The sequence below is a fragment of the Variovorax rhizosphaerae genome, assembly GCF_037889975.1.
Classification (GTDB): domain Bacteria; phylum Pseudomonadota; class Gammaproteobacteria; order Burkholderiales; family Burkholderiaceae_C; genus Variovorax; species Variovorax rhizosphaerae.
The window spans coordinates 1-23,240 of sequence record NZ_JBBKZT010000009.1 but is presented as its reverse complement, the minus strand read 5'-3'; the positions used below and the strand labels follow the sequence as shown (position 1 = coordinate 23,240).

Annotated in this window: 21 protein-coding genes; 12 read left to right on the top strand and 9 right to left on the bottom strand. The window is 67.3% G+C overall.

All coding sequences use genetic code 11. The features are described from left to right. The first annotated feature begins 25 nt into the window (after positions 1–25). From WKW82_RS19600 to WKW82_RS19585, 4 genes are all read left to right on the top strand, one after another. Positions 26–1,018 (top strand): tripartite tricarboxylate transporter substrate-binding protein, encoded by a 993-nt coding sequence (locus WKW82_RS19600; RefSeq protein WP_340344013.1) that lies wholly within the window; start codon positions 26–28, stop codon positions 1,016–1,018. Positions 1,019–1,134: 116 nt separating this feature from the next. Further along, positions 1,135–2,799: a tannase/feruloyl esterase family alpha/beta hydrolase gene (locus WKW82_RS19595; protein WP_340344332.1), complete on the top strand. Its 1,665-nt coding sequence runs from the start codon at positions 1,135–1,137 to the stop codon at positions 2,797–2,799. Between the two features lie 11 nt (positions 2,800–2,810). After that, positions 2,811–4,544, top strand: coding sequence for an acyl-CoA dehydrogenase family protein (locus WKW82_RS19590; RefSeq protein WP_340344012.1), 1,734 nt, complete (start codon positions 2,811–2,813; stop codon positions 4,542–4,544). A 32-nt stretch (positions 4,545–4,576) separates the two neighbouring features. Then, positions 4,577–5,059, top strand: coding sequence for a MarR family winged helix-turn-helix transcriptional regulator (locus WKW82_RS19585; RefSeq protein ID WP_340344011.1), 483 nt, complete (start codon positions 4,577–4,579; stop codon positions 5,057–5,059). A gap of 16 nt (positions 5,060–5,075) precedes the next feature. Here WKW82_RS19585 and WKW82_RS19580 read toward each other — a convergent pair whose 3' ends face one another. From WKW82_RS19580 to WKW82_RS19560, 5 genes are all read right to left on the bottom strand, one after another. Beyond that, positions 5,076–5,843, bottom strand: coding sequence for an SDR family NAD(P)-dependent oxidoreductase (locus WKW82_RS19580; protein WP_340344010.1), 768 nt, complete (start codon positions 5,841–5,843; stop codon positions 5,076–5,078). 141 nt (positions 5,844–5,984) lie between these two features. Then, entirely contained in the window at positions 5,985–6,743 is a 759-nt protein-coding gene (locus WKW82_RS19575) for a sulfite exporter TauE/SafE family protein (protein WP_340344009.1), read from the bottom strand. Positions 6,744–6,790: 47 nt separating this feature from the next. Beyond that, positions 6,791–7,837 (bottom strand): RNA 3'-terminal phosphate cyclase, encoded by a 1,047-nt coding sequence (gene rtcA / locus WKW82_RS19570; protein ID WP_340344008.1) that lies wholly within the window; start codon positions 7,835–7,837, stop codon positions 6,791–6,793. After that, positions 7,834–8,814, bottom strand: a complete 981-nt coding sequence (locus tag WKW82_RS19565; RefSeq protein WP_340344007.1) for a ribonuclease Z — start codon at positions 8,812–8,814, stop codon at positions 7,834–7,836. Before WKW82_RS19565 ends, rtcA begins: the two co-directional genes overlap by 4 nt. Before the next feature lie 7 nt (positions 8,815–8,821). Continuing rightward, positions 8,822–10,051: an RtcB family protein gene (locus tag WKW82_RS19560; RefSeq protein ID WP_340344006.1), complete on the bottom strand. Its 1,230-nt coding sequence runs from the start codon at positions 10,049–10,051 to the stop codon at positions 8,822–8,824. Positions 10,052–10,285: 234 nt separating this feature from the next. On the opposite strand from WKW82_RS19560, the gene rtcR reads away from it, so the two are divergent. From rtcR to WKW82_RS19540, 4 genes are all read left to right on the top strand, one after another. Beyond that, positions 10,286–11,899: an RNA repair transcriptional activator RtcR gene (gene rtcR, locus WKW82_RS19555; RefSeq protein ID WP_340344005.1), complete on the top strand. Its 1,614-nt coding sequence runs from the start codon at positions 10,286–10,288 to the stop codon at positions 11,897–11,899. A gap of 165 nt (positions 11,900–12,064) precedes the next feature. Beyond that, positions 12,065–13,111 (top strand): Gfo/Idh/MocA family protein, encoded by a 1,047-nt coding sequence (locus tag WKW82_RS19550; protein ID WP_340344004.1) that lies wholly within the window; start codon positions 12,065–12,067, stop codon positions 13,109–13,111. Continuing rightward, positions 13,108–13,962, top strand: a complete 855-nt coding sequence (locus WKW82_RS19545; protein ID WP_340344003.1) for a shikimate dehydrogenase family protein — start codon at positions 13,108–13,110, stop codon at positions 13,960–13,962. The genes WKW82_RS19550 and WKW82_RS19545 overlap by 4 nt, the downstream gene beginning before the upstream one ends. Then, positions 13,959–14,939 (top strand): tripartite tricarboxylate transporter substrate binding protein, encoded by a 981-nt coding sequence (locus tag WKW82_RS19540; protein ID WP_340344002.1) that lies wholly within the window; start codon positions 13,959–13,961, stop codon positions 14,937–14,939. Before WKW82_RS19545 ends, WKW82_RS19540 begins: the two co-directional genes overlap by 4 nt. Here WKW82_RS19540 and WKW82_RS19535 read toward each other — a convergent pair whose 3' ends face one another. After that, on the bottom strand, positions 14,940–15,668 hold the full coding sequence (locus WKW82_RS19535; RefSeq protein ID WP_422823528.1) for a Crp/Fnr family transcriptional regulator: 729 nt from the start codon (positions 15,666–15,668) through the stop codon (positions 14,940–14,942). Between the two features lie 132 nt (positions 15,669–15,800). On the opposite strand from WKW82_RS19535, the gene WKW82_RS19530 reads away from it, so the two are divergent. From WKW82_RS19530 to WKW82_RS19520, 3 genes are all read left to right on the top strand, one after another. Beyond that, on the top strand, positions 15,801–16,268 hold the full coding sequence (locus tag WKW82_RS19530) for a hypothetical protein (protein ID WP_340344000.1): 468 nt from the start codon (positions 15,801–15,803) through the stop codon (positions 16,266–16,268). Positions 16,269–16,492: 224 nt separating this feature from the next. Then, entirely contained in the window at positions 16,493–17,959 is a 1,467-nt protein-coding gene (locus WKW82_RS19525) for an amino acid permease (RefSeq protein WP_340343999.1), read from the top strand. A 130-nt stretch (positions 17,960–18,089) separates the two neighbouring features. Continuing rightward, positions 18,090–19,259 (top strand): hypothetical protein, encoded by a 1,170-nt coding sequence (locus WKW82_RS19520; RefSeq protein ID WP_340343998.1) that lies wholly within the window; start codon positions 18,090–18,092, stop codon positions 19,257–19,259. Positions 19,260–19,302: 43 nt separating this feature from the next. Here the strand turns inward: WKW82_RS19520 and pcaF are convergent, their stop codons facing one another. From pcaF to WKW82_RS19505, 3 genes are all read right to left on the bottom strand, one after another. Continuing rightward, the gene (gene pcaF / locus WKW82_RS19515; RefSeq protein ID WP_340343997.1) at positions 19,303–20,508 is read right to left on the bottom strand and encodes a 3-oxoadipyl-CoA thiolase; all 1,206 of its coding nucleotides are present in this window, start codon (positions 20,506–20,508) and stop codon (positions 19,303–19,305) included. A gap of 176 nt (positions 20,509–20,684) precedes the next feature. Further along, complete coding sequence (locus WKW82_RS19510; RefSeq protein WP_340343996.1) at positions 20,685–21,326, bottom strand: 3-oxoacid CoA-transferase subunit B; 642 nt, start codon at positions 21,324–21,326, stop codon at positions 20,685–20,687. Between the two features lie 2 nt (positions 21,327–21,328). Next, on the bottom strand, positions 21,329–22,030 hold the full coding sequence (locus WKW82_RS19505; RefSeq protein WP_340343995.1) for a 3-oxoacid CoA-transferase subunit A: 702 nt from the start codon (positions 22,028–22,030) through the stop codon (positions 21,329–21,331). Between the two features lie 149 nt (positions 22,031–22,179). Between WKW82_RS19505 and WKW82_RS19500 the strand changes: the two genes are divergently transcribed. Next, complete coding sequence (locus WKW82_RS19500; protein WP_340343993.1) at positions 22,180–22,980, top strand: IclR family transcriptional regulator; 801 nt, start codon at positions 22,180–22,182, stop codon at positions 22,978–22,980. Positions 22,981–23,240 lie beyond the last annotated feature (260 nt).

The window sequence follows — 23,240 nt, the reverse complement described above, 5'->3', positions numbered from 1 at the left end:
CTTCCACAACCACCGGAGACATGACATGAGCACCACTCGTCGCACCATCCTCTCTGCTGCCGGCGCCCTCACCGCGCTCGCGGCACTCCGCCCGCTGAGCGCCCTGGCGCAGGCACTGGACCAGGTCAAGATCTACTACGGCTTTCCGGCCGGGAGCGCCGGCGACAGCGTGGCGCGCCGGGTCGCAGAGAAGCTGGGCGGTACGCCCTACAGCAAGAACGCAGGGTTCGTCGAGAACAAGCCCGGCGCCGGCGGCCGCATTGCCGTCGAATCGCTCAAGGCCTCGCCGCCGGACGGCTCCGTGCTGACGCTGGCCCCGGTGTCCGCGCTCTCGGTCTATCCCTACATCTATCCGAAGCTCAGCTACAAGCAGGAAGACGTGGCGCCCGTGTCGATCGGCGCCATCATGTTCCACGGCCTGGCCGTCGGACCGGCCGTGCCGGAAGACGTGAAGACGCTGAAGGACTTCCTGGCCTGGGCCAAGGCCAACCCGGCCCAGGCCAGCTACGGCTCGCCGGGTGCCGGCTCCATGCCGCACCTGCTCGGCGCCCTGCTCGGCCTGCGCGCCGGCGTGGAACTGAAGCATGTGCCCTACCGCGGCACCGTGCCCAGCATCACCGATCTGGTCGGCGGCCAGATCGCCGCCGCGATGAACCCCAGCGGTGACTACCTGCAGTACATGAAGACCGGTCGCGTGCGCGTGCTGGCCACCTCGGGCAAGAAGCGCTCACCCTACCTGCCCGACGTGCCCACCTTCACCGAACTCGGCTACCCGGATTGCACGGTCGAGGAATGGTTCGGTTTCTACGCGCCGGCGAAGACCCCGGCGGCCACCATCGCCAGCGCCAGCGCCGCCATCAACGCCGCACTCGCCGACAAGTCGGTGATCGATGCGCTGGCCCTGGTCGGGCTGGTGGCCCACGGCAGTACGCCGCAGGCGATGGCGGCCGACCAGAAGGCGGAGTACGAACGCTGGGGTCCGCTGGTCAAGCAGATCGGCTTCACGGCGGAATCATGATGAGGACGCCCGGTCTTCGCACGTTGCGTGACGCTGCGTCGTTCCCCTTGCAGGGCGTGACACCAACGGCCCGGTTGCGCGGCGGCGCCGGCCTTGCGCTGGCCGTGGCGACGCTGATGGGCTGCGCGGGCATCGCACCGGGCACGCCGCCACCGCAGCTCAGCACGGCGCGACCGGGCGAACTCACGGCGTGCGGCGACCTGGCGAACCTCACCGGGCCCATCGGCACTGTCATCATCCAGGCTACGGCCGTGGCGGCCGGGCCGGTGGCGATCGGCAACGGCAGCCAGCCCGCACCGGCACACTGCCTGGTGCGCGGCAAGCTCAACGAACGGGTCAGCTCGGTCGACAACAACACCTACGCCATCGGCTTCGAGTTGCGCCTGCCGGTCGAATGGAACGGGCGCTTCTTCTATCAGGCCAATGGCGGGCTCGACGGCGTGGTGGTGCCCGCGCTGGGCGGCATCGGCGGCGGCGCACCGACCACCAACGCCTTGCAGATGGGCTTTGCCGTCGTCAGTTCCGACGCGGGGCATCCCGGCTCGATGGGCCCGCGCTTCGGCGTCGATCCGCAGGCACGGCTCGACTACGGCTACAACGCGGTGGCGCAACTCACACCCATGGCGAAGGAGCTGATCACGCGCGCTTATGGCCGCGGACCCGATCGCTCGTACTTCGGCGGCTGCTCCAACGGCGGGCGCCATGCGATGGTCGCGGCGGTGCGTTCAGCGGGCCAGTACGACGGCATCCTGGCGGGCAACCCGGGCTTCAACCTGCCGAAGGCGGCCGTGGCCCAGCTTTACGGCGCGCAGCAATATGCCAAGGTGGCCACCGTCAAGACAGAGGCCGGCGAGCCCGATCTGCAAAGCGCCTTCACCCCCGCCGAACTCAAGCTGGTGAGCGACAAGGTGCTTGCGCAATGCGACGCACTCGATGGCCTGGCCGATGGCATCGTGGCCGACCTCAAGGCCTGCCAGGCGAACTTCAAGCTCGACGCGGCAGTGCCGACCTGCGGGCCGGGCGTGCGCGACGGCAGTTGCCTGAGCGCGCCGCAAAAGACTGCCCTGTCGAACGTCTTCGCAGGCGCGCGCAACAGCGCAGGCAAGCCGATCTACGCCAGCTTTCCGTACGACAGCGGCATCAGCGGCAGCAACTGGCGCGAGTGGAAATTCGCGAGCCCGTCGACACGCGATTCCGGCGCAGTGCAATTCATCTTCGCAACCCCGCCGATGGTCGACCGCCCCGGCAGCATGGCCTTCACGCTGGGCTTCGACATGGACCGCGACCTGCCGCGCCTCGAGGCCACGGATCCGGTCTACCGCACATCGTCCCTGGCTTTCATGACGCCGCCCGACGCAGCCAACCTGTCGGCATTGCGCAACCGCGGCGGCAAGATGATGGTCTACCACGGCACCAGCGATGCGGTGTTCTCGTCGGACGACACGGCCGCCTGGTACGAGCGCGTGCAGGCCGCAAACGGCGGCAACGCGATGGCCTTTGCGCGCTACTTCCCGGTGCCCGGCATGAACCACTGCTCGGGCGGCCCGGCCACCGACCAGTTCGAGATGCTGTCGGCGTTGGTCGCCTGGGTCGAGCAAGGCCAGGCACCGGCTTCGATCACGGCCACCGCGCGTGGGCCCGGCGCCAATGTGGTCAACGCGGAGGTGCCGGCCAACTGGTCGCCCAAGCGCACTCGACCGCTGTGCCCCTATCCGCAAGTCGCGCGCTACAAGGGCGGCGACACCGAAAGCGCGAGCAGTTTTGCCTGCAGCGCGCCCTGAAGGCTCTTCACATGGACTACCAGCCTCGCCCCGAAGACCAGCGCTTCATCCTCGATGCGGTGCTCGGCGCCTCCTGCCGGCTCAACGGTCTCGCGCCCTTCGGCGAGTTCGACGCACCGCTGCAGGCGCAATTGCTCGAGGAGGCCGGCCGCTTCATCGGCGAAGTGATCGCGCCGCTGAACCGCGCGGGTGACGAGGCCGGCTGCCGCTTCGAGCAAGGCAGCGTCACGACGCCACCGGGCTTTCGCGAGGCCTATCGCGCGCTTTGGCAGGCAGGCTGGCCCGCGCTGTCCGCCGCGCCGGAAGACGGCGGGCAGGGCTTGCCCGCGCTGCTGTCGGCGATCGTGTCGGAATGGCTCAGCGGTGCCAACCAGGGCTTCAACATGGCGCCCGGCCTGTTGCACGGCGCCTATGAGTGCCTGAAGCATCACGGCAGCGATGAACTGAAGCAACGCTACCTGCCGAAGCTCGCCAGCGGCGAATGGTTGACGACGATGTGCCTGACCGAAGCCCATGCCGGCAGCGACCTCGGCCAGGTGCGCACGCGCGCCACGCCTCAGCCGGATGGCAGCCATCGCGTGAGCGGCAGCAAGATCTTCATCTCCGGCGGCGAGCACGACCTGAGCGACAACATCGTGCACCTCGTGCTCTGCCGCCTGCCCGATGCGCCAGCCGGCCCCAAGGGCCTGTCGCTGGTGCTTGCGCCCAAGTTGCTGCCCGATGGCACGCGGAACGCCATCTATTGCGAGCGCATCGAGGAAAAGATGGGCCTGCACGCCAGCCCCACCTGCCAGATGCGTTTCGACGAGGTCACCTGCTGGCTCATCGGCGAGCCGAACCGCGGGCTGCAGGCCATGTTCGTGATGATGAATTCGGCACGGCTGCTGGTCGCGCTGCAAGGCATCGGCCTGCTGGATGCGGCTTGGCAGAAGGCCGATGCCTACGCGCGCGAGCGTCGCCAGATGCGCGCGCCGCAAGTGCCGGCCAGCCGCGGCCCGAACGATGCGGCCGACCTGATCGCCGAGCATCCCGCGATGCGCCGCATCCTCGACACGCAACGCGCCTGGATCGATGGCGCCCGCGTGCTGGCTTACCGCACCGCCCTCATGCTCGACGTGGCGAAGCACGATGCGGACAAGGGCACGCGCGAGCGTGCGCAGCGTTGGTGCGCACTCATCACGCCGGTGCTCAAGGCGGCCTGCACGCAGCAGGGCTTCCAGGGTGCGAGCGAATGCCTGCAGGTCTTCGGCGGCCACGGCTACGTGCGTGAATGGGGTGTCGAGCAGATCGTGCGCGACGCGCGCGTGTCGATGATCTACGAGGGCACCAACGAGATCCAGGCGATCGACCTGCTGGTGCGCAAGGTGCTGCCCGATGGCGGCACCGGCATGGGCAAGCTGCTGGTCGAACTGCGCGATGAACTGGAAGCCTCGCGCGACACCGATGCGGACGCACAGCGCCGCCTGGCCCAACTGCGCTATCTCACGACCACGGTGGCGATGGCCTCGCAGGCCAACCCCGCGCTGCCCTACGAAGTGGCCGACGACTACCTGCGCGTGGTGATGCTCACGCTGATGGCCTGGGCCTGTGCGCGCATCGACGTGGCCGCGTCGGGTGAACCCGATACTTCACGTTGGTCGGTGCCGGTCGCGGCCTTCCGCCGCCACGTCCTGCCCGAGTTCGACATGCGGCTAGGCATGGTCAAGCGGGCCTGCGAGGCGGTGACGATGGCGCCGACGGCCTGACCAGGAGCCGGCACACGCGTTACGCTTGCGGGATGCCGACGACACGCACATCTCCTTCCGAACCCGCCCCCGCCACCGCCGCGCGTCCTGACCGACTGGACACGCGCGTCCTCGAATCCCTGGTCGGCTACAACACCCGCCGCGCGTGGAGCGTCATCAGTTCCGTGTTCGCCGAGCGCATGGCCGTGTACGGGCTCAAGCAGGTGGATTTCTCGGTGCTGTCCCTGCTCGCGCACAACCCCGGCGCCACCTCGCGCCAGCTCTGCGCCACCCTCGACATCCTGCCGCCCAACCTGGTGAGCCTGGTGGCCGCGATGGACAGCCGCGGCCTCATCGAGCGCCGACCGCATCCCACCGATGGCCGCGCCGTCGGCCTGCACCTGACCGCCCCCGGCAGGAAGCTCGTGCGTGAAGCCGAGCAGACCGTGACGCAACTGGAGCTGGATGCGAGTGCGAAGCTGACGGCGCGCGAGCGGGAGACGTTGATCAAGTTGTTGCAGAAGGTCTATCTCTGACCCTCCGCAGGCGCGTTCAAGCGTCGCGAACGTCCGCCACAGGCTTGCTGCCGAAGTCCGCCCGATCAAGGTAGCCCAGCACCTTCGCGGCAGCCGTCTCGGGCGAGTCCAGCAGGCCTTGCGCCTTCAATTGCACGAAGCGCTCGCGATCAGGGAACTCATCGGCGCCGGTGCTGCGCAGCGTGACCTGCATGTCGGTGTCGATCACGCCGGGCGCCAGCGACACGATACGTGCGCCGTTCGGTCGCATCGCCTCCTCCAGCGCCACGGCGCGCGAGAAGTGATCCATGCCGGCCTTGGCCGCGCAGTACGGTGCCTGGCTCGCCATCGCGTTGCGGCCCAGGCCCGAGGAGATGTTGAGCACTTCGCGCCGGCCCGGCCAGTCGCGCGTCCCGCCGAGGAAGGCGCTCGTCAGCATCACCGGCGCACCGAGGCCGACGCGCAGCGCCTGCGCGATTTCAGCAATGACGCTGTCGCCCAGTGGCCGGGGATGGCCGACGGTGCCGGCGTTGTTGATCAGCGTCGCGCGCGCGAAGCGCGACGGCTCGATCGCTTGCAACCAGGCCGCCAGCCGTTCAGCGGCAACGACCGAATTGGCCAGGTCCTGCTGCCACTGCTCCAGCACGACGCCCGCAGCCCGGGCCGCTTCGGCCAGCGCGGCATCGCCGTGGCGAGAAATGCAGACCAGCGTCGCGCCCGGTTGCAGCAGTTGTTGCGCCATCGCGCGCCCGAGCCCGCGCGAGGCGCCGGTGAGGATGGTGAGGCGGTTGGATGAAGTAGTCATGTCTGTATGCCGTGATGAAGCTGTGTTGCGAGGCGGGCAAGCCATGCCCGTTCGTGGGCACCCGCGGAACCGGCTTTGCCGGGCCGCTGGGTGCGCCCCCTCGAGGGGGAGCGCCGCAGGCGCATTCGGGGGTGGGCCCAGTCATGCAATGAAACCATCCCACACCAGCTTGATCCCGGTCAACAGCATGCCCAGGTACAGCATGCGATAGAACCAGGTCGCACTGATGCGACGCGCGATGCGGACCCCCATCCACACGCCGAAGGGCGCCAGCGGCAGCAGCACCACCGAGGTCGCCATGTTGCGCCAGTCGAGCAGGCCGAGCCAGGCGTAGGGCACCCATTTGCTCAGGTTCACGACGAAGAAAAAGTACGCCATCGTCGCCGCGAATTCCACGGGCTTGAGCCGCAGCGGAATCACATAGGCATTGACCGGCGGCCCGCCCGCATGCGCGATGAAGCTGGTGAAACCCGAGATCGTCGTCAACACGCCGCCCGCCAAGCGGGACGGCGGTGCCGAGTCGGCCTTGGGCGGGAACAGCAATCGCTGCGCCAGGAACAGCAGCGTGAACACCCCGACGATGCCCGCGACCGTGTGCGGCGTCAGCGTGCGAAACAGCATGGCGCCGATCACCGTGCCGACCAGCCCGAAGGGGATCAGGAAGCCGAGCAGGCGTCGATCGAAGTCGCGGCGGAACGCGGCAAGGCCGAGCAGGTCCATCAACAGCAGCACCGGCATCAGGATCGCGGCGGCTTCAGGCACGGTGACAGCCAGCGCCATCATCGGCACGGCCAGCGAGCCGAAGCCCGCCCCGAAGCCGCTCTTGCTGATGCCGAGCAACAACACGGCCGGCACGGCGGCGGCGTAGAAATGGGGGTCGGAGATGGGAGCGAACTGCAAGCGGACGATTTTCACATGCGCGTTGCAGCCTGCCGGCCCGACTCAGCTCATGTCGTCGAGACCTTCTCTGCCTTCACGACAAGTTGCGAACCCTCCAGTTCCAGCGCAAAGCGCACCGGCAGGAAGCGCTCGATCACCGAGCAGTTGGTGCGCGTGTGCTCGGTCAACTCGCTGCAGGTGAAGGCCGCGCCGTGCCCCGACTGCCACACCGCCAGCCCCATCAACAGCGCAAGCTGGTCAGCGAGATGCGCGCCCACCGCGGCACCGCTCGCCTGGTAGCCACGCGCCTCCACCACGAGCCGACGCGCTACCTCCTCCGCACTCACGCCGCGCTCGCCCAGCGAACAGAACACCTCGGTGACCTGCTCGTATTCGAGCGTCGCCATCAGCGCGTTGCCGGGGCCTTCGTTCTGGCGCTGCTCACACACGCGCAGTTGGTCGCCCGCCCAGCCCATGGCCGCGGCCATGACATCGAGTTCGCGGCGCGCGATGTTGCGCGCGAGCCCAGGCGACAGGCATTCGGCGAATGCCGCGACCGGTGCGCCGCGTGCCAGCAGGTCGAAAGGCTGCAGGCCGGCCGCAGCCGGATGGATCGACGCCTCGACCTCGCCGCCGCCCGCCGGATAGAAGCCGCAGCGACGCAGCGTGAGCTGCAGGTCCGCACCCATGCGACGCACCAGCGGCGCGTAGGCCCGCTGCAAAAAATGGAACGGCGGCGCCATCGGGTTGTGCGTGCCGCCGCTCAGGCGCAGGGTGCTGGGCGCATTGGCCAGCAGCAGCGCCGGCAGCACGGTCTGCAGCACCAGCAGGCAACTGCCGGCGCTGGCAATGGAGAAGCGGTAGTCGCCCGCGCGCACCGGGCCAGGCGTGAAGCACAGCGTCTCCGCGCCGAGTTCAGCGCCTTCCATTTGCGCACCGCTCACTTCAGCCGCCGCGAGCACGCAGGCCAGGTGCTGGCGCATCAGGCCGGGCTTGGGGCGCTTGGCACGAATGCGCGCGATGCGCAGCGGCTGGCCGGTGACCATGGAGAGCGCGAGTCCGGTGCGCAGGATCTGGCCGCCGCCCTCGCCTTGGGAGCCGTCGAGTTCGATCATTTGTTCTTCTGCTCTGCTTGTTCTTGTTTCTTGTTCAGCACACCGTCCGCGTCCAACTCGAACACATCGAAGTCGTTGGCGAGCCAGAGGCCTCCGCCGTATTGCGACCGCGCCTCCGCCTCCAGTTCGACCAGCCCCGCAGGGTTGTGATAGCGCGCGCTGAAGTGCGTGAGCACCAGGTTCGGCAACGCCGCGGCCCGCGCGAACGCAGCCACTTGTTTCGCCGAGCTGTGCATCGGGCCGGGGCCGACCTTGTCCAGCACGGCTTGCGTGTAGGTGGCCTCGTGCACCAGCACTTGCGCGCCATGGCACGCTTCGGCGAGCAGCGAAACGTCGGCGTTGTCACCACCGATGACCGCGCGCACCTGTTGTGTCTGGTGCGTCGCGACGTCGGCGCTGCGCAGCATGCGGCCCTCGAAGCTGACGTCCTGGCCTTCCTGCAGCGCCTTCCACATCGGGCCGGACGGCAGGCCCATCGCGCGCAACGCATCGGCATCGAGTTTGATGCGGCGCGTTTCCACCTGCACGCTCACGGCATGACTCGGCACGCGATGGCTCAGCGCGTGTGCGCCGATGCGCACCCCTGCGGATTCCCATAGCGGCGTTGCATCAGAGGCGATGTCGACGTGCGTCACTTCGAACGGCAGGTGCAGGTCCGTACAGGCGCGCGTCGCGTTCAGCCAGTCCCACACCGCTTGCGGCGCGATCAGCGTCAGCGCTTTCTTGCGCCCTGCCATGCCGGCGCTCGCGAGCAAGCCCGGCAGGCCGTAGCAATGGTCCCCGTGCACATGCGTGATGCAGATGACCGCAAGCTCGTGCAGCGACAACCGGGTCTGCTGCAGCTGATGCTGCGTGCCTTCACCGACGTCGACCAGGAACCAGTCGTGACCCGCCACCGTCTGCACGGCGAGGCTGGTCACGTTGCGTTGCCGCGTCGGTACGCCGGAAGAGGTTCCGAGGAAAGTCAGCGTCAGCATCGCGTGCTCAGCCCTTCACGCACACCACCTGCTTGAGCGTGTAGACCACCTCCACCAGGTCCTTCTGCGCTTCCATCACCGCATCAATGTCCTTGTAGGCCATCGGGATCTCGTCGATCACGTCGGCGTCCTTGCGGCATTCGACGCCTTCGGTCGCGGCGATCTGGTCGGCGGTGGTGAACATCTTCTTCGCCTTGGTGCGGCTCATCGTGCGGCCCGCGCCGTGGCTGCAGCTCATGAAGCTTTCCGGGTTGCCCTTGCCGCGCACGATGAAGCTGCGCGCGCCCATGCTGCCGGGGATGATCCCCAGTTCACCGGCCTTCGCGCTCACCGCGCCCTTGCGGGTGACGAGCACGTCCTCGCCGAAGTGCGTCTCGCGGCTCACGTAGTTGTGGTGGCAGTTCACCGCCTCCACATGCGCCTCGAAAGGCTTGGCAATGACCTTGCGCACGGCCGCGACCACACGCTGCATCATCACCTCGCGATTGGCGCGCGCGAACTTCTGCGCCCAGCCCACCGCACGCACATAGTCGCCGAAGTACTGCGAGCCTTCCTCGAAGTACGACAGGTCCTGATCGGGCAGGTTGCGCTGGTGCTGTTCGGCATCCTTCTTCGCCAGTTCGATGAAGTGCGTGCCGATGGCATTGCCCACGCCGCGTGAACCCGAGTGCAGCATGAACCACACCGCACCTGCTTCGTCCAGGCACACCTCGATGAAGTGGTTTCCTGTCCCCAGCGTTCCCAGGTGCTTGTGGTTGTTGGTGTTCTTCAGGCGCGGATAGTCCTCGCAGATCACATCGAACTCGTCGACGAGCTTCGCCCATGCCGCGTCCGTTTCATTGGGCGGCGTTTCCCACGAGCCCTTGTCGCGGCCCATGCGCTTGGGGTTGGAACCATGCGGCACGGCGCGCTCGATGGCCGAGCGCAGCGGGCCCAGGTTGTCCGGCAGGTCACGCGCGTTGAGCGTGGTCTTGCACGCCATCATCCCGCAGCCGATGTCCACGCCGACCGCGGCGGGGATGATGGCCTTGAAGGTCGGGATCACTGAGCCGACGGTGGCGCCGATGCCGTAGTGCACGTCGGGCATCGCCGCGATGTGCTTGAACACGATTGGGAGGCGGGCCGCGTTCTCGAGTTGCTTTTGTGCCTCCGCTTCCACGGGCACGCCGCGGGTCCACATCTTCACGGGGACGCCGTGCTTGACTTCATGCAGCTTGTAGTTCTTGATGGTTTCCATGTCTTATCCCTCGTCGGGCCGTTCGGGGAAGGCACCCCCTCGTGCGCCTTCCCCCGACTCACGCCACACGACGCTTGCCTTGGTATTGCGAAGAGTGTGCCAGCGGCGCCAACCCGTCTTCCGATTCTTGCAACCCATTGATTGGCAAGGACTTTTCGCCAAATCGACTGCCGCCATCGCGCTATCCGCATGAGCGATAACTAGAATAATCGCTAGTACTTTATCCATCAGAAGATGAAACCCATCGTCGTCATCGGCTTCCTCGGCACCCAACTCGATTCCGGCCAGGGCGCGGGCCGATGGTCCAAGTGGCGACCGACGGTAGCCCTGACGCAGCACGAAGACAAGGTCATTGCCCGGCTGGAACTGATCTGCACACGGGCGCACACCGCGCTCGCGGAACTGGTCCGGTCCGACATCGCGACCGTGTCGCCCGAGACGACCGTCAACATCGTCGTGCTCGACATGGCCGACCCATGGGACTTCGGCGAGGTCTACACGCGCTTGTACGACTGGGCGCGCGGCTATGCCTTCGACACGGAGCGCGAGGAGTACTGGGCGCACATCACCACGGGCACGCATGTCGCGCAGATCTGCATGTTCCTGCTGGCGGAGTCGCGCTTCATTCCCGGTGTGCTGGCGCAGACTGCCCCCGCGCGGCGGCAGCGCCAGGGCGATCCGGGCAGCATCGCGCTGATCGACCTCGACCTGTCGCGCTACGACGCGATTGCCAAGCGCTTCGACGCCGAGCAGCACGACGCCGTGGCGTTCCTCAAGAGCGGCATTGCCACGCGCAACGCACGCTTCAACGCGCTCATCGAGGAGATCGAGCATGTGGCCGTGCGCTCGCGCGCGCCGATCCTGCTGGTCGGGCCGACCGGCGCCGGAAAGTCATTCCTCGCGCGGCGCATGTTCGAGTTGAAGAAGGCACGGCGTCAGGTGACTTCGGGCAGCTTCGTGGAGGTCAATTGCGCGACCTTGCGTGGCGACGGTGCGGCATCGACGCTGTTCGGCCACCGGAAGGGTGCGTTCACCGGCGCCGCCGCCGAGCGCGCGGGGCTGCTGCGCACCGCGCATGAAGGCGTGCTGTTCCTCGACGAAATCGGTGAACTGGGCCTCGACGAGCAGGCGATGCTGTTGAAGGCGATCGAGGAGAAGCGCTTCTTCCCGATGGGCGCCGACCGCGAGGTGGCCAGTGATTTCCAGTTGATCGCCGGCAGCAACCGCGACCTGCGCCACGAGGTGGCCGAAGGGCGATTCCGCGACGACCTGTTCGCCCGCATCAACTTGTGGACCTATTCGCTCCCCGGCCTGGCGCAACGCCCCGAAGACATCGAGCCCAACATCGAGCACATGCTGATGCTCCACGCGAGTGAAGCCAATCGCGCCGTGCGGTTCAACGCCGAGGCGCGCGCGGCCTACCTGCGCTTTGCGCAAAGCGCGGACGCACCGTGGAGCGGCAACTTCCGCGACCTGAGCGCCAGCGTAACCCGGCTGGCGACGCTCGCCGATGGCGGCCGCATCACCGTCGCGCTCGTGGAAGCGGAGATTGCACGCCTGCGCTGGCTCTGGCAACGCAGCGCCGCATCGTCCCGCGGCGCGGACTATATCGACCTCGCCGCCCTGCTCAGCCCCGAGCGCAACGCGGCGCTGGACCTGTTCGACCGACTTCAGCTGGAAGCCGTGCTGCGCATCTGCCGACAAGCGCGCACGCTCTCCGACGCAGGCCGCCAGCTTTTCCACGCCTCGCGCACCCAGCGCAGTGTCATCAACGACGCAGACCGCCTGCGCAAGTACCTGGCAAAACACGGGCTGAGCTGGGACGCCATCTCCACCGCAGATCGCTGACTCCCGCACCACGCACGAAGTCGCAAGCCGAGATCGCGGGCGCGCAAGCCTACGGGTAATCCCCATCTTCAAGTAACTAACCAGTTAGTACACTCGCGGCAAAAGGCGACATCCCGCCTTCAAGAGGCCTGTGGTGAAGAAGTCATTTCAGAGAGCGCGACGCGCATGCAAAGCAAACTGAGAATCGCGGTGTTCGGCACCGGCCTCGCGTGGGCGCCGCACCGCGACAGCCTGGCCGACCTCGCCGACCGCGTCGATGTCGCATGGATCGTCGGCCGCAACCACGAGCGCGCCAGCGAACAGGCCGCGATGTTCGCCGGCGCCCGCGCCACCACGTCGATTGACGATGTGCTCGCAGACCCCGGCGTCGGCGCGGCGCTCGTTCTCACACCGCCGCACACGCACCTGGAGATCGTCGAGCGCCTGGCAGCGCGTGGCATCCATGTGCTGCTCGAAAAGCCGCTGGACATCGACACGCCCCGCGCCCGCGCCGTGGTCGACGTATGCCGCGCACACGGTGTCACGCTCGGCGTCGTCTTCCAGCACCGCATGCGGCCGGCCTTCCGCCAGCTCAAGCAACTGTTGCTCGACGGCGCACTGGGCACGCTGACCCACGCGCTCATCGACGTGCGCTGGTGGCGGCCGCAAAGCTACTACAACGTACCCGGCCGCGGCACGCTCGCACGAGACGGCGGCGGCGTGTTGTTGACGCAGGCGATCCACACCCTCGACCTGTTCCTCGACCTTGCCGGGCCCGTCGACGAAGTCGCTGCGCTGTGCACGACCAGCGCGGCGCATCGCATGGAATGCGAGGACCTGGTCTGCGGCACGCTGCGCATGCGCAACGGCATGTTGGCAAGCTTGGTGGCCACCACCGCCGCATTCCCCGGCTTTGCCGAGCGCATCGAACTGGGCGGCACGCTCGGCAGCGCCACGCTCGGTGGCGGCGAACTGCGCGTGCAATGGATGGACGGCCGCGAGGCGCGTTGCGGCGAAGCCTCTGCCACGGGTTCCGGCGCCGATCCCATGGCCTTCGGACACGCCCCGCACCGCGCCCTCATTGCCGACTTCGTGGACGCCATCCGCGAGCGCCGGGCGCCAGCGGCAGACGGCGCGGCCGGCCTCGCGGTGCACTGCCTGATCGAGGCCCTGATCGATTCCTCCGCGGCGCGCGCGTTCGTGCCGCTCCACCGCAGCGAGGCCCTCGCATGACGTCCGGCAATCCGCCCATCGCCGGCGACACGCGCCTGTTCGCGATCATTGGCGACCCGATCGCGCAGGCCAAGTCACCGGCGCTCTTCAACCGGCTGTTCACCGAACTCGGCGCCAACGCCGTGCTGGTTCCCTTGCAGGTTCCGGCGGCACAGCTATCCGTCGCCATCGCGGGCCTGAAGGCCCTTGCCAACCTCGACGGCATCGTCGTCACGGTTCCGCACAAGGTGGCCATCCTGGAACACCTCGACCTGCTGGGCGACCACGCGCAGGCGGTCGGCGCGGCCAATTGCATGCGCCGACTCCCGGACGGGCGCTGGCAGGGCGAGATGTACGACGGCGCCGGCTTCGTGGCCGGCCTGCAGGCGCAAGGCATTCAATGCGCGGACCAACGCGTGTTCCTCACGGGCTGCGGTGGCGCCGGCAAGGCCGTCGCGCACGCCCTGGCCGGCGCAGGCATTGCCGCCATCCAGCTGGTCGACTCGGATCCGCAGCGCCAGCATGAACTCGCCCAACAGTTGCGCGCGATCCACCCCCCACTGCAAGTCAGCGAAGGCGGCCCCGCCAACACCGATCACGACCTCGCCATCAACTGCACGCCCTGCGGCATGGCCGAAGGCGACCCACTCCCCTTCCCGATCTACGCACTGCGACCGGACGCCATCGTCGCCGACCTGATCATGAAGCCGGAGCGCACACCGCTGCTGCTCGCCGCCGAGGCGCGCGGACACCGAATCCACCTCGGCAGGCACCTGCTCGAGAACCAGGCCGCACTGGTCACCCGCTTCTTCGGCCTCCAGTCTTCCCACCTCGCCACTGTCACCACCCCTATCCCAGGAGAGAACACATGAGCCCCCGCATCCTCGACGCACTGCCCAAGTTCACCCGCCGCACGCTCTGCGCCACCGGCCTGCTCGCATTCGCCATCACCAGCCATGCCGCCGACTACCCCACACGCCCCATCGAACTCATCGTTCCGTGGGCGGTCGGTGGCGGCAGCGATGCCGTGGCCCGCGCCTTTGCCGATGTGGCCGGACGCAACCTGCCGCAGCCGATCATCGTGGTCAACCGCCCCGGCGCCTCCGGCTCCATAGGCCACACCGAAGGCGCCAACGCCAAGCCCGACGGCTACAAGCTCACCCTGGTCACCCCCGAGGTCTCGCTCGCCTACCTGCAGGGCATCGGCAAGACGCAATGGCAGGACTTCAACTACGTCGCCCGCATCAACGCCGATCCGATCGCGCTGGTCGTCAAGGCCGATGCGCCCTGGACCACGCTCGAACAATTCCTCGCCCATGTGAAGAGCCAGCCCGGCAAGACCACCGTCTCCAACTCCGGTGTCGGCGCCACCTATCACCTGGCCGCGATCGCGCTCGAGAAGAAGGCCAACATCGAGTTCAACAACGTCCCCTACATTGGCGCCGGCCCGGCTGTCATCGGCCTGTTGGGCGGCCAGGTGGACGCCACCTTCGCCACCACCGGCGAGGTCGGCGTGCATGTGCAAGGCGGCAAGCTCAAGATGCTGGCCGTGATGTCCGACAAGCGCCTGAAGGACTTCGACCAGGTGCCGACCTTCAAGGAACGCAACATCGACCTGCAACTGGGCACCTGGCGCGCACTGGCCGCCCCCAAGGGCACGCCGCCCGAGGTGATGGCCACCCTGCGCAAGGTCGTTGACAAGGCCGCGCAGGACCCGGGATACCGCGATTTCTTCAAGCGCCAGTACCTTGGCCTGGTCAACGAGGACGGCGACAAGTTCCGCGTGACGCTGGAACGCGAGAACGCGTTCTACGTCGACACCGTGGGCAAGCTGGCGCTCGGCAAGTAACTACGCCGCCCCGCTCACCTGCGCCACCATGCGGCTCAGGCGCTCCACGTCGCGCAGCACCATGGCCTTGCCGTCCTTCTCGACCAGGCCATCGCGTGTGAGCTGGGCCAGTTCCCGCGTGACCTGCTCGCGCTGGGTGCTGATGCGGCTGGCCAGCGCCTCGTGCAACGGCGCGGGGTCGAGCCGCGCGACGTTGTCGACGACCCCTTCCGCGCGCGCCATGCGCAACAGCTCGGCGTGCAGCCGGTTCTGCACGCCGAGGGTGCTCAACTCGATCACGCGTTGCGACAGTTGCCGGACCAGCCCCGCAAGGTGCCGCATCTCGCGCTCCGCCACGAGGGGCTCTTCGCGCAACAGCGCCATGAACTCCGCGCTGCCCAGGCTGGCAACCGTGCTGGCCTCCAGCGTGACGACATCGGCCGAGCGCGGCTCGCCGTCGATGGCGGCCATGTCGCCGAACCAGTCGCCCTTCACCGAATCCCTGAAGCTCACCTGCTTGCCGCCCGCCGAGTAGCTGGTCACGCGCAGCCGTCCAGAGAGCAGGAAGTAAACCTCGCACGCCGGATCCGCGCGCAACAGCAGGGGTTGGTGCGCCGGCAGGTGGTGCCACCGGCATTGCAGCGCCAGTTGCTCGAGCCGCGCGTCGGCCAGGCCCGCGAACAGTGGCAGCGAGCGCAGGGCCAGGCTGGAGCGAAGCGGTGGGTCCATGGGCATCGGTGGGCTTGCCATTCTGCGCGCCGAGCCTCGCGCAGCGCAAATGTGTGCGCCAGCGCACATCAGCGCCCGCCCCACCGGCTCCACACTGCCGCGTCGCGGATGCGATCCCGCAGTCCGCATGCTGCCATTGAAGGAAGCGCCACCATGAATGCCACGCAAATCGCACTTTCGGCCACGCTCGTGGCAGGCAGCACGGCTGCATCGGGCCAGACCGTGCCCGCGGAGCAATGGACCGGACCGGCTGTCTCGACCATTGGAGGCGCGGTGGTGCGGGCCGATGTCGTGGCCGCGCTGAACAACTTCCTGTCGCAGGGGCAAGCCGCGCCGGAGGCCTGGGCCAGCACCGCAGCTTCCGCAGATGTCCACGTCGGAGACACGCAGCGCGCGGAGGTGAAGGCCGACACCACCATGGCGATGCGCGCCGGCCTCACCGGCTACACGACGCGCAATGAGTACAACCCCGACAGCGCCGAAGCGCAGCGCCGCAACGCGCGCTACATCAGGCTGCGCTTTGGCCCTGAATACACGGACGAGGTGTCGCGGCTGCAGGGCGCGATGCGTCCGGTGGCCGTCACGGCGCCCGGCAGGAAAATGCACACCGTCGTTGATTGACCCGAATCGCCGCCTGCGCGGGCGGGCGCGGCGCGATGCGTTATCCGCATGCCGCCATGCGCAGATTGCACCTTCTTTCGTCATTCAAACGACGGATTGTCGAATGAACGTTTCCTGAACGCGCATGGGTACTCGTCAATTCGAGGGGCGTGTGCTAACTTCCGCGCGGGCGCCACCGGGGACCTCCGCGGCGCCTCATCCACAAAAACAGGGAGACACGAAAAATGGCAAACAGCCAGTACACGGCGCGCAAAAGCGTGGCCGACATCGTCGCGGGCGGGGAGGGGAGCCACACGCTGCCCAAATCACTCGGCGCTTTCAGCATCACAGCCATCGGGGTCGGCGCCATCATCGGCGCCGGCATCTTCGTCCTGACCGGCACCGCGGCCGCGCAGTACGCAGGGCCCGGCATCATGATGTCCTTCATCCTGGCCGGGTTCGCCTGCGCCTTCGTCGGACTTTGCTACGCCGAACTGGCGGCGCTGATCCCGGTCAGCGGAAGTTCATACACCTACACCTACGCCACCTTGGGTGAACTGGCCGCATGGATCATCGGCTGGGACCTTGTGCTCGAGTACGCGATGGGCGCCGCCACCGTGGCGGTGGGCTGGTCGGGCTACCTGGGCAGTCTGTTGAGCCAGTTCGGCATCAATCTGCCGGCGCACCTGATGCATTCGCCCGGCTCGGTCACCTTGAAGGATGGCTCGACCATCACGGCGCTGTTCAACCTGCCGGCCGCACTCATCATCATGGCGCTGACCGTCCTGCTGATCCGCGGCACCAAGGAATCGGCCAGCCTGAACAACGTGATGGTCGCGATCAAGCTGATCGTCGTGGTGGCCTTCATCGGCTTCGGCATTGCCTACGTCAACCAGGACAACTGGACACCGTTCATTCCCGCCAACACGGGTGAATTCGGCCACTTCGGCTGGAGCGGCGTGCTGCGCGGTTCCTCGGTGGTGTTCTTCGCGTTCATCGGCTTCGACGCCGTGTCGACCGCGGCGCAGGAGGCCAAGAACCCGCAGCGCGACATGCCCATCGGCATCCTGGGTTCGCTGATCATCTGTACCGCGCTGTACGTGGCCGTGGCCGCCGTGCTGACCGGCCTGGTGCCCTACACCAAGCTGAACGTGCCGGACCCGATCGCCCTGGGCGTGGACGTCATCGGCAAGCCCTGGCTGTCGCTGCTCATCAAGTTCGGCGCACTCGCCGGCCTGACCACCGTGATCCTGGTGCTGCTGTACGGCCAGAGCCGGATCTTCTACACGATCGCCAACGACGGCCTGCTGCCCAAGTTCTTCTCCCAGCTGCACCCCAAGCACGGCACGCCGCACAAGAGCCAGATCTTCATCGGCACCATCTGCGCGATCGTGGCTGGCCTGGTGCCGATCCACATCCTGGGCGAAATGGTGAGCATCGGCACGCTGTTCGCCTTCATCCTGGTGTGCGGCGCGGTGATCTACCTGCGCAAGAGCGAAAAGGAAACGTATCGTCCGTTCCGCGTTCCCGGCGTGCCGATCATCCCGGTGCTGGGCATCATCTTCTGCCTGGTGCTGATGAGCGCACTGCCGGGCGACACCTGGCTGCGTCTGATCGTGTGGCTCGCCATCGGCCTGGCCATCTACTTCGGCTACGGCCAGCACCACTCGGTGCAACGCCAGCGGCAACTGGCGAAGGGCGCGAAGCGCTGATCGCGCATTCGCCTGAGACAGCCCAAAGCGCCTTCGGGCGCTTTTTTTGCTTATGTCAGGGGACTTCTGGCGCGCGCAAGGCACGCTTATAGTCATCGCGGGAGGCCAACATCATCGAATGAGGATGACGATGCCGACTCCAAGTTCCGACGCGACGTTCGCACCGATCGACAACGAATTGCCCCTTCGTTGGCTGCGTCGGCTGCGGCTCGTTCCGCCCGACGGGCTGGGTACCGTGCGGCGTGCCGTGTTCTTCGCATTGCTGAGCTGGTTGCCCATCGTCATCTGGACGACCACCAGCCGCCGCCTCGGGAATATCGACCCCAGCGAATCGCTGCTGCAGCACTACGGCGTGCACGTGCGCTGCCTGCTGGCGATTCCCTTGCTGATCATTGCCGAAGGTCCGTTGCAGAAGATGATGCAGAAGCTGGTGCGCCAGTTCCATCTGAGCGGCATCGCATCCAGCGCACCGGACTCGCCCTTCGACCGCCTCATTGCCGAGCTGCGCCAGCTGCGCGACGCATCCATGCCGTGGATCATCGTGCTCGGCGCTTCGCTGGCCTGGTCGGCCACCGTCCATCCTTCGTTCAAGGACGATGCGCTGAACTGGGCGCTCGATGTCGATGGTTCGCTCGGATTTGGCGGCTGGTGGTTCGTGTGGGTGGTGCGGCCGATCTTCATCGCCCTCGTGGCGGCATGGGTGTGGCGGATCCTGCTGGTCAGCTGGTGCTTCTGGCGCATCGGCCGATTGAACCTGTCGCTGGTGCCATCGCACCCCGACCGCAGCGCCGGCATGGGCTTCGTGGCGAAGCTGCCGCGTGGGTTCGCCCTCGTGACCTTCGTGCTGTCGGCCACGATCTCGTCGCATTGGGCCCATGAAATCGTCGTGCATGGTGCCAAGCTCGACACGTTCCAGTTGCCCGCGCTGCTGTTCGTCGGACTGTGGATGCTGTTCCTGCTGTTGCCGCTGATCGCCTTGGCGCCCGCCCTGCACGCCGCGCGCGCGCATGCGCTGCCGGCCTATGCAGCGCTCGTGGGCGAGCAGGGTCGCCTGCTGCACCGGCGCTGGATCCTGCACGAGGCGGTGGAAGACGAGCCGATCGTGGAAGCGCCCGGCATCGGCGTCTCGGCCGACGCCGCGGGGCTCTACGAGGCCGTCTCGAAGATGCGGGTGGCGCCGATCACCATCAAGTCGCTGTGGGACATCCTCGCCCCGATCGCGCTGCCCTTCATCGTGGTGGCAAGCCTGCAGATTCCGCTGCTCGACCTGCTGCTCAAGCTGACGAAGGCCCTGGCCTGATCCGCATGACGTCGGGCCGCAGTGGATCGGCGGCCCCGCGGCATCACACGCGTTCGAGGATCACCGCGATGCCCTGGCCGACGCCGATGCACATCGTGCACAGCGCGTAGCGGCCGCCCTGCTTGTGCAGTTGATTGACCGCGGTGGTCGCGAGGCGCGCACCGCTGGCGCCGAGCGGGTGACCCAGCGCTATGGCGCCGCCGTTGATGTTGACGCGGGCATCGTCGTCCTTCAGGCCCAGCATGCGCAGCACGGCAAGGCCTTGCGCCGCGAAGGCTTCGTTGAGTTCGATGACGTCGATCTGGTCGAGCGTGAGGCCGGTCAGCGCCAGCACCTTCTGCGAAGCCGGCGCCGGGCCGATGCCCATCACGCGCGGCGCGACGCCGGCGGTGGCCATGCCGACCACGCGGGCGCGCGGCGTGAGGCCGTACTTGGCGGCGCTGGCTTCGTCGGCCAGCAGGATCGCGCAGGCGCCGTCGTTCACGCCGCTGGCATTGCCGGCGGTGACCGTGCCGTCGGGCCGCACCACGCCCTTGAGCTTGGCCAGCGCTTCCATCGTGGTGTCACGGGGATGCTCGTCCTTGCTGACGATGATCGGGTCGCCCTTCTTCTGGGCCACGCTGACGGGCGTGATCTCGGCATCGAAGAAGCCGGACTTCTGCGAAGCCACGGCCCGCTGCTGCGAGGCCAGCGCCATGCGGTCCTGCGCCTCTCGCTCGATCTTGTAGTCGGTAGCGACGTTCTCGGCCGTCTCGGGCATCGAGTCGACGCCGTAGGCTTCCTTCATCTTCTTGTTGACGAAGCGCCAGCCGATGGTGGTGTCGTACACCGCGTTGGCCCGGCCGAAAGCCGACTCGGCCTTGGGCATGACGAAGGGCGCGCGGCTCATGCTTTCCACGCCGCCGGCGATCATCAGGCCGGCCTCGCCGGACTTGATGGCGCGGGCCGCGGTGCCCAGCGTGTCGAGGCTGGAGCCGCACAGGCGGTTGATGGTGGTGCCGCCCACTTCCAGCGGCAGGCCTGCGAGCAGCGCCGACATGCGCGCCACGTTGCGGTTGTCTTCGCCAGCCTGGTTGGCGCAGCCGTAGATCACATCGCTGACGGCCTGCCAGTCGACGTTCGGGTTGCGCGCCATGAGCGCCTTGATCGGCACCGCGCCGAGGTCGTCGGCACGCACGCTGGAGAGCGCGCCGCCATAGCGGCCGAAGGGGGTGCGGATGGCGTCACAGATGAAGGCTTGGGTGGTCATTTGTTGTCTCTTCTAAGGTGAAATGAAATGCGGGTACCGGGCGCAGAGGACGCGAAGGTTTCGCGAAGGACGCAAAGGAAAACCCGGAAAGAAATCTGGAGCTCTTTCGCGTCCTTTGCGGAACCTTCGCGGCCGGATGCCCGTGTTGGCTGCTCGGCTGTTTTTCGCGGCCGTGGCTATTGTGCGATCGGCAGGCCGACCAGCTTCTCAAGTTCTGCGTGTTCCAGGCCATCGACCTTGTCGACCAGCTTCAGTCCTTCGGGCGTGCACTCGAGCGTGGCCAGGTCGGAATACACGCGCTTGACGCAGCCGATGCCGGTCAGCGGATAGGTGCATTGCTTGACCAGCTTGCTTGCGCCCTGCTTGGTCAGCAGGTCCATCATGACCCAGGTCTGCTTGGCGCCGATGGCCAGGTCCATCGCACCGCCGACGGCGGGGATCGCGTCCTTCTCGCCGGTGTGCCAGTTGGCCAGGTCGCCGGTGGCCGAGACCTGAAAGGCGCCGAGCACGCAGATGTCGAGATGGCCGCCGCGCATCATCGCGAAGCTGTCGGCATGGTGGAAGAACGAGCCGCCCGGCAGCAGCGTGACGGGCTGCTTGCCGGCGTTGATCAGGTCGTAATCTTCCTCGCCGGCCTTGGGCGCGGGGCCCATGCCGAGGATGCCGTTCTCGCTCTGCAGGATGACCTCGCGGCCTTCCGGCAGATGGTTGGCGACCAGCGTGGGCTGGCCGATGCCGAGGTTGACGACGGCGCCGTCGAAGATGTCCTGCGCGACGCGGGCGGCGAGTTGGTCCTTGGTGCGACGGGTGTAGCTCATGATCATGCTGCCTTCTTGAAACCGCCGGCTTGCGTCGCCACGCGTTCGATTTGAACCACCTGGTGGACGAAGATGCCGGGCGTCACGATGGTTTCGGGGTCGAGCGTGCCAAGCTCGGCGATCTCATGCACGGTGGCGATGGTCTTCTTCGCCGCCATGGCCATCACCGGGCCGAAGTTGCGCGCCGCCTTGCGGTAGACCAGGTTGCCCCAGCGGTCGCCGCGCTCGGCCTTGATGAGCGCCACGTCGCCATGGATCGGGTATTCGAGGACGTAGTGGACGCCGCCGATGACGCGCGTCTCGCGGTCACCCGAGAGTTGTGTGCCGTAGCCGGTCGGGCAGAAGAACCCGCCGATGCCGGCCCCGGCCGCGCGGATGCGCTCGGCCAAATTGCCTTGCGGCACCAGTTCCAGTTCCAGCTTGCCGGCGCGGTAGAGGCCGTCGAACACCTGGCTGTCGGCCTGCCGCGGGAAGCTGCAGATGATCTTGCGCACGCGGCCGGCCTTCAGCAGTGCGGCCAGGCCCACCTCGGCGTTGCCGGCGTTGTTGTTGACGACGGTCAGGTCCCTGGCGCCCTGCTCGATGAGGCCATCGATCAGTTCGTTGGGAATGCCGGCGGTGCCGAAGCCGCCGATGAGGACGGTGGAGCCGTCCTTGATGTCGGCCATCGCGTCGGCAACCGAGCGCGCGATCTTGTTGATCATGTGAGCTTGTCTCCAGTTGGGGGATTCGGGGAAATCACTGAACAGATCGTTGCGATGGTTGCCTTCAACTTGATCGCTACTTTGTTCGTCATGTTGTTCGCATATCGAACGTTTGTTCTTATAATGAATTCTAGGAGGATTAATCCAGCATGGCAACCACCCCGATACAAATCCATACATCTGACGAGGCCCCACCCAAGCCGGGCGACACCTACGTGCAGTCCTTTGCGCGCGGGCTGGAGGTGATCCGCTCCTTCAGCGCCCGTGCGCCGCGGCAGACGCTCAGCGAGGTCGCGGCGGCGAGCGGCCTCACGCGTGCGGGCGCGCGGCGCATCCTGCTCACCTTGCAGACCTTGGGCTATGTCGAGTCGGACGGCAAGCACTTCGCGCTGACGCCGCGCATCCTCGACCTCGGCTTTGCCTACCTCTCGTCGATGCCGATCTGGAACCGCGCCGAGCCTGTGATGGAGGCGCTGGTGCAGGAGGTGCAGGAGTCGTGCTCGGCGGCGGTGCTGGACGCGACGGACATCATCTACGTGATGCGCGTGCCCACCCACAAGATCATGAGCATCAGCCTGGGCGTGGGCTCGCGCCTGCCGGCCTACTGCACGTCGATGGGCCGCCTGTTGCTGGCTGAACTGGGCGACGATGAATTGCGCGCGCGGCTCGAAGCGTCGGCGCCGCAGCCGCTCACCAAGCACACGGTGACCGACATCGACGCCCTGCTCGCCAAGGTCGCGCAGGCGCGGCGCCAGCGCTGGTGCCTGGTGAACCAGGAACTGGAAGAGGGGCTGGTCTCGATCGCCGCGCCCATCGTCAACCGTGCGGGCCGCGCCGTTGCCGCGCTCAACATCAGCGGACAGGCGAACCGCACCAGCGCCAAGGTGATGCAGGACACGATGCTGCCGGCGCTGCTGGAGGCGGCGCGGAAGATTTCGCGGATGCTTTGAGAGGACACGGGCGCGGCGCGCATGCCGTGCTGCGCCGTGCCGTGCCGTGCCGTGCCGTGCCGTGCCGTGCCCTGCCCTGCCCTGCGGTACCGTGCTGGGCGTCGGCGCGTCCATCGGCCGCCATTGACCTGCAAGGGCCACGCCCCTTGTAGAGCATCCACTCCAACTATCGACCGGTTCTAGCTTTTGCCGACTACGCCTTCAGCGGGAAGATACGTCCATACCAACTGAAACCCAAAGGAAACAAGCCATGACGAACC